11 protein-coding genes and 1 pseudogene are annotated in these 12,158 nt (G+C 68.6%); 4 read left to right on the top strand and 8 right to left on the bottom strand.

Translation table 11 applies throughout. From position 1 onward, the window contains the following. Nucleotides 1-7: 7 nt before the first annotated feature. Nucleotides 8-1,033 carry an alcohol dehydrogenase catalytic domain-containing protein gene (locus M4D77_RS09345; RefSeq protein ID WP_259936085.1) on the bottom strand — a complete coding sequence of 342 codons (1,026 nt, stop codon included), beginning with the start codon at nt 1,031-1,033 and terminating at the stop codon, nt 8-10. Then, nucleotides 1,033-1,685, bottom strand: a pseudogene (locus M4D77_RS09340) (PaaI family thioesterase). Before M4D77_RS09340 ends, M4D77_RS09345 begins: the two are co-directional and overlap by 1 nt. 196 nt (nt 1,686-1,881) lie before the next feature. On the opposite strand from M4D77_RS09340, the gene M4D77_RS09335 reads away from it, so the two are divergent. From M4D77_RS09335 to M4D77_RS09320, 4 genes are read left to right on the top strand one after another with little or no spacing between them, the layout of a single operon-like run. After that, on the top strand, nt 1,882-2,679 hold the full coding sequence (locus M4D77_RS09335) for a lysophospholipid acyltransferase family protein (protein ID WP_058252413.1): 798 nt from the start codon (nt 1,882-1,884) through the stop codon (nt 2,677-2,679). A gap of 16 nt (nt 2,680-2,695) precedes the next feature. Continuing rightward, nucleotides 2,696-4,348 carry an AMP-binding protein gene (locus M4D77_RS09330; RefSeq protein ID WP_259936084.1) on the top strand — a complete coding sequence of 551 codons (1,653 nt, stop codon included), beginning with the start codon at nt 2,696-2,698 and terminating at the stop codon, nt 4,346-4,348. 3 nt (nt 4,349-4,351) lie between these two features. Continuing rightward, entirely contained in the window at nt 4,352-5,809 is a 1,458-nt protein-coding gene (locus M4D77_RS09325; RefSeq protein ID WP_137810511.1) for a wax ester/triacylglycerol synthase domain-containing protein, read from the top strand. Then, on the top strand, nt 5,806-6,978 hold the full coding sequence (locus M4D77_RS09320) for an alpha/beta hydrolase family protein (RefSeq protein ID WP_259936083.1): 1,173 nt from the start codon (nt 5,806-5,808) through the stop codon (nt 6,976-6,978). Before M4D77_RS09325 ends, M4D77_RS09320 begins: the two co-directional genes overlap by 4 nt. Nucleotides 6,979-7,234: 256 nt before the next feature. Here the strand turns inward: M4D77_RS09320 and M4D77_RS09315 are convergent, their stop codons facing one another. Genes M4D77_RS09315 through M4D77_RS09290 form a run of 6 tightly spaced genes read right to left on the bottom strand, consistent with a single transcriptional unit; the run spans nt 7,235 to nt 12,094 of the window. Then, nucleotides 7,235-7,384 (bottom strand): hypothetical protein, encoded by a 150-nt coding sequence (locus tag M4D77_RS09315; protein WP_336276200.1) that lies wholly within the window; start codon nt 7,382-7,384, stop codon nt 7,235-7,237. After that, complete coding sequence (locus M4D77_RS09310; RefSeq protein WP_259936082.1) at nt 7,381-8,415, bottom strand: ABC transporter substrate-binding protein; 1,035 nt, start codon at nt 8,413-8,415, stop codon at nt 7,381-7,383. The genes M4D77_RS09315 and M4D77_RS09310 overlap by 4 nt, the downstream gene beginning before the upstream one ends. 47 nt (nt 8,416-8,462) lie before the next feature. Next, nucleotides 8,463-8,828 carry a ferredoxin family protein gene (locus M4D77_RS09305; RefSeq protein ID WP_259936081.1) on the bottom strand — a complete coding sequence of 122 codons (366 nt, stop codon included), beginning with the start codon at nt 8,826-8,828 and terminating at the stop codon, nt 8,463-8,465. Then, a complete protein-coding gene (locus tag M4D77_RS09300; RefSeq protein ID WP_259936080.1) occupies nt 8,825-10,447 on the bottom strand; it encodes an FAD-binding protein in 1,623 nt (540 codons plus the stop codon). Before M4D77_RS09300 ends, M4D77_RS09305 begins: the two co-directional genes overlap by 4 nt. Next, on the bottom strand, nt 10,440-11,213 hold the full coding sequence (locus M4D77_RS09295) for an ABC transporter ATP-binding protein (protein ID WP_259936079.1): 774 nt from the start codon (nt 11,211-11,213) through the stop codon (nt 10,440-10,442). Before M4D77_RS09295 ends, M4D77_RS09300 begins: the two co-directional genes overlap by 8 nt. Nucleotides 11,214-11,218: 5 nt before the next feature. Continuing rightward, nucleotides 11,219-12,094: an ABC transporter permease gene (locus tag M4D77_RS09290; RefSeq protein WP_259936078.1), complete on the bottom strand. Its 876-nt coding sequence runs from the start codon at nt 12,092-12,094 to the stop codon at nt 11,219-11,221. Nucleotides 12,095-12,158: the final 64 nt, after the last annotated feature.

The following is a 12,158-nucleotide window of genomic DNA, read 5'->3' as shown; positions in this document are numbered from 1 at the left end:
GTGCCGATCAGCCGACCGTGGACACCCCGGGCGCGATCAGCACCTTGCGGTGGTCGTTGGGCGCCGAGAGCTCGCGGACGACGCGATCGGTCTCGTCGAGCCCCACGATCCCGCTGACCAGCGTCGACGACCCGATCGCGCCCTTGTTCAACTCCGCTGCGGCGGTGTCGAACTCGCGCTTGGTGTAGTAGGAGACGAAGTGCATGGTGATCTCCTTGACGACTCCGGCCACCGGCATGAACGTGTCCGGGCTCAAGCAGACGCCCGCGATGACCACTGTGCCGTGGGTCGCGACCGCGTCGAGGGCGGACGCGATCATCCCCGGCTTGCCCACGCACTCGACGACCACGTCGAAGCCCGATTCGACCTGGGCGGGGAGTTCGTCCGGAGCGCACACCGCGGACGCGCCGAGATCGAGTGCGGCCGCGCGCCTGCCCGGCGACGGGTCCGAACACACGAGTTCGGTGGCCACGCCGCGGGAGAGCCAGTGCAACGCCGCGAGGCCGACGGGACCGGCGCCGAGGACCAGCACCCGGTCGCCGGGCCGGACGGACGCGCGGGTGACGGCGTGCAGACCCACCGCCAGCGGCTCGACCAGCGCGCCGTCGACCGGGTCGATGTCGTCGAGCAGGACACTCTCGGCGGCACCGACCACCGCGAACTCGGCGAGTCCGCCGGGTAGGACGCCGAGTCCGAGGGTGCGCGCAGACGGGCAGCGGGCGACGTCACCGGTAAGACAGGCGCGGCACCGATGGCACCCGATGACCGGCATGGCGGCCACGGCGTCGCCGACCCGGAAGGCGTGGGGGACGTCCGGGTCCGCGGGCCCGATGCCGACGACCTCGCCGGCGAACTCGTGGCCCATGATCGTGCCGGCCGGGAGCAGCGGCGCGATCGACAGGTCTGAACCGCAGATCCCGTTCGCCGCGACCCGCAGAACGAGTTCGCCGGGTCCAGGCGTCGGATCCGGACGATGCTCGACGACGAATCCGCCTGGGCCGAACTCTCCTGGGGCGGTCACCGCGGCTCGCATCAGCCCGCCGACCAGCGCACCGACGGGACGTCGACCGCGGAGCGGGGCACGATGAACACCCCTTCGGCCTCGCAGGTCACCCCGTCGGCGTCGGAGATCGTGCCGCGGACGATGCGTTTGCGTCCGCTGTGCTCGGTCACCGACGCCTGCGCGACCAGTGCGCCCAGGGGCGTCGGTCGCCCGTACCGGACGGTGAGGGTGCCGGTGTAGCACGGCCCCTCGACACTGGCCGCATTGCCGAGGACGTGATCGAGGACCATCGCGCACACCCCGCCGTGCACCTGACCGGGAGGGCCCTCGTAGGCCGCTCCCAGCGTGAACTCACTGCGAACCCCGTCGGCGACATGCACCACGTCGAGCGGTGGCGCGAGCGCATTGCGCACGCCGATGACCGCATTTCCCCAGGCCATCCCGGTGTTCTCGCGGGTGTGTCGCACCCCGAAGGCCCCGTCCATCTGGCTTCTCCGCAAATCGGCCACCACGTCGGCGATCCGTCGGCGATCCGTCGGCGCGCTTCGTCGAGGTCCTCCTCGGCGACCTCGGTGCGGATCACCGCGTCGACAAGGTCCCGGACGGTGTCGGTGAGAGGGGTGTAGACCGCGCGGCGACGCGCGACCTCCGCTTCGGAGATGTCCTCCAGGATGAAGTCCATAAGGCTACCGATCAGTCAGTTGTGGCATAGGTAACGAAGTGTGGCGACGCAAAGTAGAACGTGTTCTAATTTAACCACTAGAACGTGTTCTCATTTTGCGGTTCGGAGGACATCGACCCCGGTCGGACATCTGGCTCCGACCGATCCAGCGGTGATCCGCGCGAACCGCGAAATCGATCCCACAGGAGATGGACCGATGAGTGCCGAGACCTTCGACCTCACCGCACGCGACGAGACCTGGGTGAAGCGGGTGCTGCCCGTGCTCAAGCTCGTGGCCAAGACCTACTTCCGCTCCGAGGTCCGGGGCATGGACAAGGTGCCCGACGGCGGTGCCCTCCTCGTGTCCAACCACTCGGGCGGTCTGATGGCCTTCGACGTCCCGGTGATCAGCGTGGCCTTCGCCGACGAGTTCGGGGCGGACCGGCCGTTGTACACCCTGGCCCACGACCTCATCTTCACCGGATCGGGCAAACAGATCTTCGGAAAGGTCGGGTTCCTGCCGGCTCACCCGAAGAACGCGGTCGCCGCCCTGCGGTCCGGCGCGGCCACCATCGTGTTCCCCGGCGGAGAGTGGGAGGCGTTGCGGCCGAGCAGCCAGAGCGCGACGATCGACTTCCACGGTCGGACCGGGTACATCCGCACCGCACTCGAGGCGGGCGTGCCGATCGTCCCGATCGTCACCATCGGGGGCCAGGAGACGCAGCTGTTCCTCAACCGCGGTGACACGCTGGCCCGGATACTGCGGCTCGACAAGCTGATCCGCACCGACACCGCTCCGTTCGCGCTCGGCTTCCCGTTCGGTCTGACCGCGCACCTCCCGCCGAACATCCCGTTGCCGTCGAAGCTGGTCACCGAGGTCCTCGACCCGATCGACATCACCGCCGAGTTCGGCAACAACCCCGAACACGACGAGGTGGACCAGATGGTCCGCAAACGCATGCAGCACGCACTGGACGACCTCGCCCGCAAGCGCCGATTCCCGGTCATCGGCTGATCACCAGGAGACGACGATGATCTCGCAACTCCGCGATCGCGTCACCACGCAGATGTGGCTCGTTCGCACCCTCGTCCGCAGCGGCTTTCTCGGTTCGCTTCGGGTCGATCGCTATGTCCGCATGGGGCTCAACCTCCGTCGGCACGGTGGCGCCTCGCCGGTGAGCGGGATCGGCCTCGCCGCGGCGCGCGATCCCGACGGACTCGCCCTCATCGACGAGGCGGGACAACTCACCTGGCGCGAGCTCGATGCCCGCTGTGACGCGCTCGCCGTCGGTCTGCGCGATCTTCCCGGCACGGCGGTCGGCACCGTCGCCATCCTATGCCGCAACCACCGCGGTCTCATCGAGGCGCTCGCCGCGACGTCCCGGCTCGGTGCCGACGCGGTACTCCTCAACACCGGGTTCGCCGGACCCCAGCTCGCCGACGTCCTCGAACGTGAACAGGCAGACGTGCTCATCGCCGACGACGAGTTCGACACCGTCGTCGAGGCCGCGGCGCAACGACTTCCGGAACTGCGGCGCATCCGTGCATGGACGGAGTACGAGTCGTCGCAAGGTGTCACCGTCAACGGACTGATCGGCGCGAATCGCGGCGCGCGACCCGCGCGGCCCGATCGTGCCGGCCGGATCGTGTTGCTGACCTCGGGAACCACCGGAACGCCCAAGGGTGCGCGCCGAGGCGGAAGCACCGACGTGGCGTCCCTCGCCGCGATGCTCGACCGGATTCCCTGGCGCGCAGGCGAGTCCATCGTCATCGCGGCCCCGGTCTTCCACGCATGGGGTTTCGGGCAGGTGGCCATCGCGGCGACGATGACGTGCACGATGATCATGCGCCGTCGCTTCGATCCCGTGGCGACGCTCGACATGGTCCGCGACCACGGGGCCACCGGCCTCGCCGTGGTTCCGGTGATGCTCGAACGCATCACGGACCTCCCCGACGACGTCCTCGACGACCGCCCGATGCCGACGCTGCGCTTCGCCACCGCGAGCGGATCGCGGATGCGCTCCGATGCTCTCGTCGCATTCCTGGACCGGTACGGCGACGTGGTCTACAACAGCTACAACGCCACCGAGGCGGGTCTCATCACCACCGCCACCCCAACCGATCTGCGCACCGCGCCGGAGACCGCCGGGCGGCCGCTCGCCGGTACGAGTGTTCGCATCCTCGACGACGACGACCGCGAGGTCCCCGTCGGCGAGGTCGGGCGCATCGTGGTCGCGAACAACTCCGGGTTCGACGGTTACACCAGCTCGGACACCAAGGCATTCAGCGACGGACACATGGTGTCGGGCGATGTCGGCCGCTTCGACGAGAACGGGCTGCTGTTCGTCGTCGGCCGCGACGACGAGATGATCGTCTCCGGCGGGGAGAACGTGTATCCCCTCGAGGTCGAGTTGGTCATCGGGGCTCTCGACGAGGTGGTCGAGGTCGCGGTGACCGGGGTCGACGACGACAGGTTCGGCCAGCGTCTCGTCGCCCATGTGGTGCGAGCACCGGAGGCCCAGATCGGCGAAGAGGACATCCAGCGGCACGTGCGAGAACAGCTCGCCGGGTTCAAGGTCCCCCGCGACGTCCACTTTCTCGACGAACTGCCGCGCAATGCCACCGGCAAGATCCTCAAACGCGAACTCCCGTCCGCCCCGTCGACCGAACGAAAGGTGAGCTGAATCATGCACGCTGTCAAGCAGATCGACCGCTCCGCCGAAGTTCTGGACGCCGAACGGATGTCCGGTCCCGACGCGCTGATGCTGAACATGGAATCGGCGTCGACCCCGATGCACACACTGAAGGTCGCGGTGCTCGACACCTCCCGTCGTGGCCGGCCCCTCGATCTCACCGAGATCGCCGACGTCCTGCCCGACTACCTCGGCATGTTCCCGCGCGCGACCCAGCGGCTTGCGTGGGCTCGCGGACACGGCGCCCGCCCCTTCTGGGTGCACGACAACGACTTCGACGTGCGCCGGCACCTGGACGAGCGTTCCGCCGCCGCACCGGGGGGACGTGCCGAGCTGGACGCGATCCTGTCCGAGCTCGCCGTCCGGCAACTCGATCGGAGTCGGCCGCTCTGGGGACTGACCCTCGTGCACGGTCTCGCCGGTGGGCGGCAGGCGGTCGTCGTCCGCGTCCATCACGCCGTCGCCGACGGTCTCGCCGCACTCAACACGTTCATGGCCGCGACCGCCGGTCCGGATGAGCGGGTCGAGCAGGCGCCGATCGGCGCGACCCGCATCGAGCACGACGACGACGAGCTCACGCGCGCAGCGCGTTCGGAATCCTGGCGTATGGTTCGTCGCCTGCCGTCGGCAGCGTCGGCACTGGCGCGTGCGGTTGTCGCGAAACGCCGGGCCGGCGATGCCGAACTCATCCCGAAACCCCTGACGGTCCGTCGGACGAGTTTCAACGCCCGCAGCGGCGCCGAACGCGTGTGTGCGTCCGGCGACATCCCGCTCGCCGCCGTCCAGCGACTCGCGCTGGCCACCGGAACCACCGTGAACGGGGCTCTGCACGGTGTCATCGCCGGTGCGATCCGGGCGGAACTCATCGCCCGCGGCGAGGAGCCGGGAGTGTCGGTCTCGATCTTCGGGGTATGCAAAGACCTGGCCTCCACCCGTGTGCACGGCAACGAGATCGCCACCGCGATGGCCTATCTCAGGTCGGATCTGGCCGACCCGATCGAGCGGATCGCGGCCACCGGTGAGAGCTGCGCGGCGACTGTTCGATGCCGGCGCGAGGTCGGCTTCGATCTCACCGACGCGCTGGCCACCTACACCGGACGGCTCGGCCCGACCTTCCGCGGTCTGGCCGCGAATCGCGCACCGCTGGTGATGAACAACATCACCACCGCCAACATGCCGGGTCCGCGCACCACGCGGTGGGTCGGGGACATCGAGGTCGTCGACTGGATCTCGTTCGCGCTGGCCATCGCACCCGCCGACGTCAACCTCACCACCTACAGCTACGCCGGCAGGCTCAGCATGGGCCTCATCGCGACACCGGAGTCGATGCCCGACCCGGCCGGCTTCTTGCGGCGGGTGGCCGACGCGGTCGCAGAGGCCGCCGATGCGCTCGGACGGACGACCGCCGACGAGGACGAGAACAGTACCGCGATGGCGCAGGAGGCGAGTTGATCGACTGGGAGTCGGGAGCAGCACGACTGGGGTTGTTCGCGAAAGTGCTGCCCCGTGCGATCGGCAGTTCGCGTGCGGCCGGCCGCGGGGATCCCGCGACGGGCGTCCCGCCGGCGGACTGCGGTCCGCGGATGGTCGGGGAGACCGCCGTCGACGAGCTGTTCATCGCGGTCAACTCGGTGATCCGGGACATCCCGCCGATCGACTTCGTGGAAGACTGCGTCGACCGATGTGTCGGTGTCGCAGATGAACTGGCTGCCCTCGGTCCGTCGCGAGTCCACCTCGACCCCGGCCCACCCGGCATCGTCTCCCGCAACCGGAAGACCTTCGGGACCACCTCGTTCGATCACATCGACTACTCGGTGGCGGTGCCGCTCCCGGAATCGATCGCCGCGGCCGACCCCTACGCCGACGGGATCGCCTCGGTGCGGGTGCTGTCACGACGACGCGCCGGTCGCCGCTGGTTGATCTGGGTCCATGGGGCGGCTCAGGGTCGGGCCGACGATCTCTACGCGTTCCGCGCGGCCAACCTGTACAACAAGCTCGGTTACGACGTGGTCTTCCCCGTCCTGCCCGCCCACGGTTCCCGGCGAGTCGAGAAGGTGGCCTATCCGGGGTTCGACCCATTGGTCAACACTGTCATCACCATCCGGGCGATTGCCGAGATCCGCTCGCTCATCACGTGGATCGAGAGTCAGGAACCCGCCGACATCGCGATCGCGGGGACGTCGCTCGGCGGACCGATCGCCGCGATGGTCGCCTCGATGGACCCCCGTATCAGCTCGGTGCTAGCCGTCGTGCCGATGCTGGAGATGCATGCCACCCTGGCTCATCACATGGAGCGCGGCGGGTCCAAGGGACGCCATCTAGCGTCGTTGATGCGCAGCGAACCGGTTCGCGCGGTCTCGTCGGTCATCAATCCACTGTCCGTGGAGCCGGTTCCGACACCAGAACGCCGCATGGTGGTCGCGGCGCTCAACGACCGCGTGACCTCCGTGACCGCCGCCCAGCAGCTACACAATCACTGGGGTGGGAAAGTCCACTGGTACTCCGGTAGCCATGTCGGACATGCCATCTCGGGCAGCATCCGACAGGCCACCGACGAATTTCTCCGCGCCGCCCCGCCCCCGCGGTCAGACAGCGAACCGGGCCTCCGTTCGCTGATGTGAGGGCAGCGCTGTTCCCGGAGCAGAAAGAGGACAGACCCATTGGCCCGCCCGACCGACAGACCTCATCTCGACTCCCAGACTTCGATCGAAGTCTGGGAGTCGAGTTGAAGTCTGTCGGTCACGAATCAGGTTGCGTGAGTGCGACCCGCATCTCACCAGGACCCTTCGTGACGGCCTCCGCAAGCTCCGGCCTCCTCAGGGAGCAGTAGTTAGGGCTCGCACCTCAGGGCCGGGGTGGGTTCGTTTCGCTCGCACCTCACTGGGTGCTGTGATACCCCAGTTCCTCCGCGCGTCGAACCAGTGCGAGATTGCGTTCCCAGGATGCGTCGACCGGGTCGTCGGGATGGTGTGCCGAGGCCCACGTGCCGTAGACATTGGCCCACACCCCGAACCGGGGCCCGGTCATGAGTTGGCTCCCGTCGCGGGACGCTGCAGCCAGGAGTCGAGTTCGAAGTCGTCTTCGATGCTGCCCTGCTCGACCAGGAATGCCTTGGTGCCGGTGAGCAATTCGACGGCCCGGGCCGGGAACGGCTCCTCGGAGTAACCCTCGGGGTTGGCGGCGGCACGGACGGCGGCTTCGGGTGCCTTGGAGTTGCCGAGCTCGAACTGGAGGTACTCCTCCCAGTTCGCCTTCGCATAGCGGACCGACGACGCGTGCAGTTGCTGCCACGTCGTGGCGAAGTCCGGGTTCTTCTCCAGGAACTGGTCACTGCTGACCGTCACGCTGGTGCCGGCCAGATCGGGATGGTCCCGGTAGACCGAGTCGACCAGGTGAAATCCCTTGCCTTCGAAGGTCTGCAGCGCCACCGACGGGATGACGCCGGGCAGCGCCGCTCCGTCGATCTCACCGGAGTTCAACGGTGCCTCCTGATCGGCCGGATACAGGTGGATCAGGTTGGCGGTGATGCCCTGTTCGGCCAGCGCGCCTTGCAGATAGCGGTCGATGTAGGACCCCTTCGGCACGCCGATGTTCTTGCCCGCCAGGTCGGCCAGCGAGCGGATCGACGGGTCTTTGGCCACCACGCCGGCATCGTTGTCGAACTGGTTGATCGACAGCAGGCGGGTCTGTAGTCCCGAGCCGCGGGCGACGAGGGCGGGGGTGTCACCGTAGCTCGCGACGTCGAGGCGTCCGCCGATGAGAGCCTGGTTGAGATCGGGCCCGTTCGGGAAGTTGAAGACCTCGACGTTGTTGACACCGAGCGGGGCGAAGGCCTCGAGCAGTTCCCCGCGACTGTGGGCGAAGCCGACCGGACCGGCGATCACGTTGCTCGAGCCGATGACGCCGATCCGGAGTGTGTCGATGACTTCGCGCTGCGCCGACGACGCGTCGTCGGACCCGCACGCGGCAACCGCCGCCAGTGCGACGCCCGCCGACAGCAGTGCCACGGCGCGTCTGATGCGGCGCAGCGGTGATCCGAGAGGTGTTCTGGTGGACATTGTTTCTCTGTTCTGGAGATCTCTGGGGTGGGTGGGTCAGTCGGTGTTCAGGCGGATTGTGTTTCGTCGGTTCGCTGCTCGACGAGCCGTGGTGGCGGGTCTCCATGCGGGATCGGGGGCCCGACCGCGGTTAGGCTTCCTGGTGCGCGCCCCTTGCCCCAGCCGAGCCGTTCCCGGTAGCTGCCGATCAGCTCTAGCGGTAACGATTCTCGGGTGCCGAGTGGGGACGACTCCGGGCTGACGTAGAGAGCGTCGGTGGGGCAGTACGCCTCGCACATGAAGCAGGTCTGGCAGTCGGACTGCCGTGCGATGACCGGTACGCCGTCGGGTCCGGTGTCGAAGACGTTGGTGGGACAGGCATTCACGCATTTGTCGCAGGCGATACACGCCGACGCGACGACGAGCTCGATCACGCGGGAATCCTGACGGCGAGCCGAGGGGCCGGGTCTGGCCGGCGGACAGCCGATCCGGGTGCGGCGACCCAGACATCGCCGAGTCCGCCGGTGCGGACGTGATCGCCCAGTGCCGGGTCGAGCTCGGGGTGGTCGGCGCGCTTGCTCATCCCGCGGGATTCGGTGCGGGCGAGTGCGGATCGGTAGATCCACCGTCCGACCGCGGTGATCGCAGCCGCCTCCCGCGCGCGGACGCGCCCCGCCGGTGTGCGGGCGCCGTAGGCCGGGCCGGAGACCTCGTCCCACAGCGAGTCCAGGGCGTTCAGCGCCGGTGCCATACGGTCGCCGTGACGCAGGTAGTTCTTCTCGAAGGGGATCAGTTCGCCCTGTGCGGCGGTCACCACGTCGTCGGGTGTGATCCCGCTCCGGGCGGAGCCCAATCCGACGGTGCCGGCGCCCGAGAGCCGATCGAGAGGGGATGCCCCGCCCGCGTCGCGGGCCGCTCGTGCCGCTGCAGCGCCTGCGAAACTGCCCGACGACATCGCCCAGGCGGAGTTGTGGCTGCCGCCGCCGGTGAAGCCACCGCAGATCCGCTCGCGGGTGGCGGCGTCGCCGGCCGCGTAGAGACCCGGGACGCCGGTCCAGCAGTCCGCGTCGACGATGTCGATGCCGCCGGTTCCGCGAACGGTGCCCTCGGCGAGGAGATCGACCTCGAACCGGTCGGTGAACGGGTTGATGCCCCGGCGGTCGAACTGGAGGAAGAAGTTGGGTTGACCCTGGCGCATCTGTGCCGCCACCCGCTCATCGGCCCGGTCCAGCTGTGCGTAGACCTTCTCCTGCAGCAGAGTCCGCGCGATCACCGACCGCCCCTTCGTCGATCCCGCACCCTCGACGATGCGTCCGTCGGCGTGGAAGAAGGTGGCGTAGCCGTAGTACGCGGTCTTGGTCACCGTGGAGCCTTTCGGCACGATCGCGTACGCGTTGGCGAACTCCATCCCGGAGAACGAGGCACCCACCTCCGCCGCCATCAGTGCGCCGTCGCCGGTGTCGACGTTGCTGCCCAGTGCCTTGGACAGGAACGCACATCCGCCCGTCGCCACGACGACCGCGCCGGCCGAGATCCGGAAGTCCCGGCCGGTCTGCCGCTGGTATCCGGCGGCGCCCCGCACAGCGCCCTCGCTGTCGGTGAGGAGTTCTAGGACGGGGGAGTGATCGAGGATCTGCACACCGCGGCGTCGGACCCACGCGCGCATGCGACGCATGTACTCCGGGCCCTGGACACCGGTGCGGATGGGCTCCCCGGTGTGCTCGTCGATCGGGAACGGGTAGCGACCCTCGGTGCCCAGCCGGTGCATGTTCGTGTAGGTCCTGTCGAGAACCCGGTCCATCCAGGCGTGGTCCGCGAGATACCCACCGAGCGCTTCGCGACTCGCCTTCGCCGCCGAGCGCTTGTCCGGGTCCGGGACGACGTACCAGACCCCGGTCCCGGCCGGGGCCGTCGTACCCGACGAGCCGCAGTAACCCTTGTCCACGATGATCACCTCGGCTCCGGCGTCGCGAGCGTGGACGGCGGCCCAGGTCGCGGCGGGACCACCGCCGATCACCAGCACGTCCGTGGACAGGGTCAGTACGTCAGGCATGGGTGAACTCCCGGGGTGTCGTTGTCGGTGTCGTTGTGGGGCCGGTGGATTCGGCGTCGGTTCCGCCGACGCCGAGCCCGGCGAGCAGTTGTGAACGGAGGGCGACGAATTCGGGATCGGTGACCTGGCGTGGGCGAGGTAGATCGACGACGATCTCCTGTGCGATCCGGCCGGCCCGCAGGATCAGCGCGCGATCCGCGAGGAGAAGGGCTTCCTCGACGTCGTGCGTCACCAGCAGTGTTGCCGGACGGTGCGCTTCCCACAACCGGGCCACCAGGCGTTGGGCATTGATCCGGGTCAGGGCGTCGAGCGCGCCGAACGGTTCGTCGAGCAACAGCAGGTCGGGCTCCCGGACGAGTGCGCGTGCCAGCGCGGTGCGCTGGGCCTCGCCACCCGAGAGCGTGGACGGCCAGGCGCCGGACTTGGCCGCCAGCCCCACCTCGTCGAGTGCGCGGAGCGCGCGGGCCTCGGTGTCACCGCCGCGCAGCCCGAGCGCGACGTTGCGCCACACCGACATCCAGGGCATGAGCCGGTGCTCCTGGAACACGATCGCCTTGACCGAGGGTGCCTCGATCGTGCCGGTGAAACCGCGGTCGAGCCCGCCGATCCCCCGGAGGAGGGTGCTCTTCCCGGAACCGCTCGCCCCGAGCAAAGCGACGAACTCGCCCCGGGCGATGGTCAGATCCACCCGGTCGAGAACCCGCCGGCCGTCGAATTCGCGCCCGGCCCCGAGGACGCGGACACCGTCGATTCGATCTGCGGACATTCCACTCACCTACCTTCGAATCCGTTGCGCCACGACAGGAACCGACGCTCGAATATTCGCACGCCGATGTCGGTGAGCAGTCCGAGTACCGCGTAGATCACCAGGACCAGGAAGATCTGATCGGTGCGTAGGTACTCCTTGGCGTCGTTCATCAGGAAGCCCAGACCGACCGGGGTGGTCTGCATCTCCGCGACGACCAGGACGAGCCAACCGATGCCCAGCGCCTGTCGTAGCCCGACGAAGATCTGCGGTAGTGCGCCCGGCAGGACCACATATCGCACGAGTTCGAAACGCGTCAGCTCCAGCGATTCGGCGGCTTCGATGAGCTTCTGGTCCACGCCCCGGATGCCGGCGAGGAAGTTGAGATAGATGGGGAAGATCGGGGCGACGATGATCAGGGCGATCTTGAACGAGTCGCCGATCCCGAACCAGATGATGAAGACCGGGACGAGGGCCACGGCGGGCATCATGCGCAGCACCTGGACCGGTGCGTTGACCAGGTCTTCGGCGACCTTGAAGAGGCCGGCGGCCGCGCCGAGCACCGCGCCGATGGCGATCCCGATCGCCAGTCCGATCGCGACGCGCCGCCCCGACGCGGCCAGATGCGTCCAGAGTTCACCGGTGCTGATCAGTTCCCAGCCCGCCTCGACCACCTCGGTGGGTGCGGGGGTGGTCGCGCCGAGCCATCCCCGAGCGCCGAGCTGCCAGATGACGACGACCAGGATCAGGCCGATGGACTGACGGAGCGTGCGTGTCGCGGCGTGACGGGAGAACCGTCGCCGACGTACTCGGGCCGCCGGGCCGTCGGACGGCACGTCGACGGGCCCGGCCGCGGACGGGGCGGGGGTGACACCGACCGGTGTCGTGAGTTCTAGAGTCATCGAAATCCGCCTGGGAGAGGGCTGGCAGGACTTCTGGGACGCTACTGAGAACTCGACTCCACCG

The sequence above is a fragment of the Gordonia sp. p3-SID1431 genome (assembly GCF_025143765.1).
GTDB lineage: Bacteria > Actinomycetota > Actinomycetes > Mycobacteriales > Mycobacteriaceae > Gordonia > Gordonia hongkongensis.
Note: the sequence above shows the minus strand (reverse complement) of the source record. Positions and strands in the feature narration are given on the sequence as shown.

What these genes read in the sequence shown, in the direction of transcription:
- M4D77_RS09290 (WP_259936078.1), bottom strand. Translation starts at nt 12,094, where the DNA reads ATGACTCTAGAACTCACGACACCGGTCGGTGTCACCCCCGCCCCGTCC.
- M4D77_RS09295 (WP_259936079.1), bottom strand. Translation starts at nt 11,213, where the DNA reads ATGTCCGCAGATCGAATCGACGGTGTCCGCGTCCTCGGGGCCGGGCGC.
- M4D77_RS09315 (WP_336276200.1), bottom strand. Translation starts at nt 7,384, where the DNA reads ATGACCGGGCCCCGGTTCGGGGTGTGGGCCAATGTCTACGGCACGTGG.
- M4D77_RS09310 (WP_259936082.1), bottom strand. Translation starts at nt 8,415, where the DNA reads ATGTCCACCAGAACACCTCTCGGATCACCGCTGCGCCGCATCAGACGC.
- M4D77_RS09345 (WP_259936085.1), bottom strand. Translation starts at nt 1,033, where the DNA reads ATGCGAGCCGCGGTGACCGCCCCAGGAGAGTTCGGCCCAGGCGGATTC.
- M4D77_RS09325 (WP_137810511.1), top strand. Translation starts at nt 4,352, where the DNA reads ATGCACGCTGTCAAGCAGATCGACCGCTCCGCCGAAGTTCTGGACGCC.
- M4D77_RS09330 (WP_259936084.1), top strand. Translation starts at nt 2,696, where the DNA reads ATGATCTCGCAACTCCGCGATCGCGTCACCACGCAGATGTGGCTCGTT.
- M4D77_RS09300 (WP_259936080.1), bottom strand. Translation starts at nt 10,447, where the DNA reads ATGCCTGACGTACTGACCCTGTCCACGGACGTGCTGGTGATCGGCGGT.
- M4D77_RS09335 (WP_058252413.1), top strand. Translation starts at nt 1,882, where the DNA reads ATGAGTGCCGAGACCTTCGACCTCACCGCACGCGACGAGACCTGGGTG.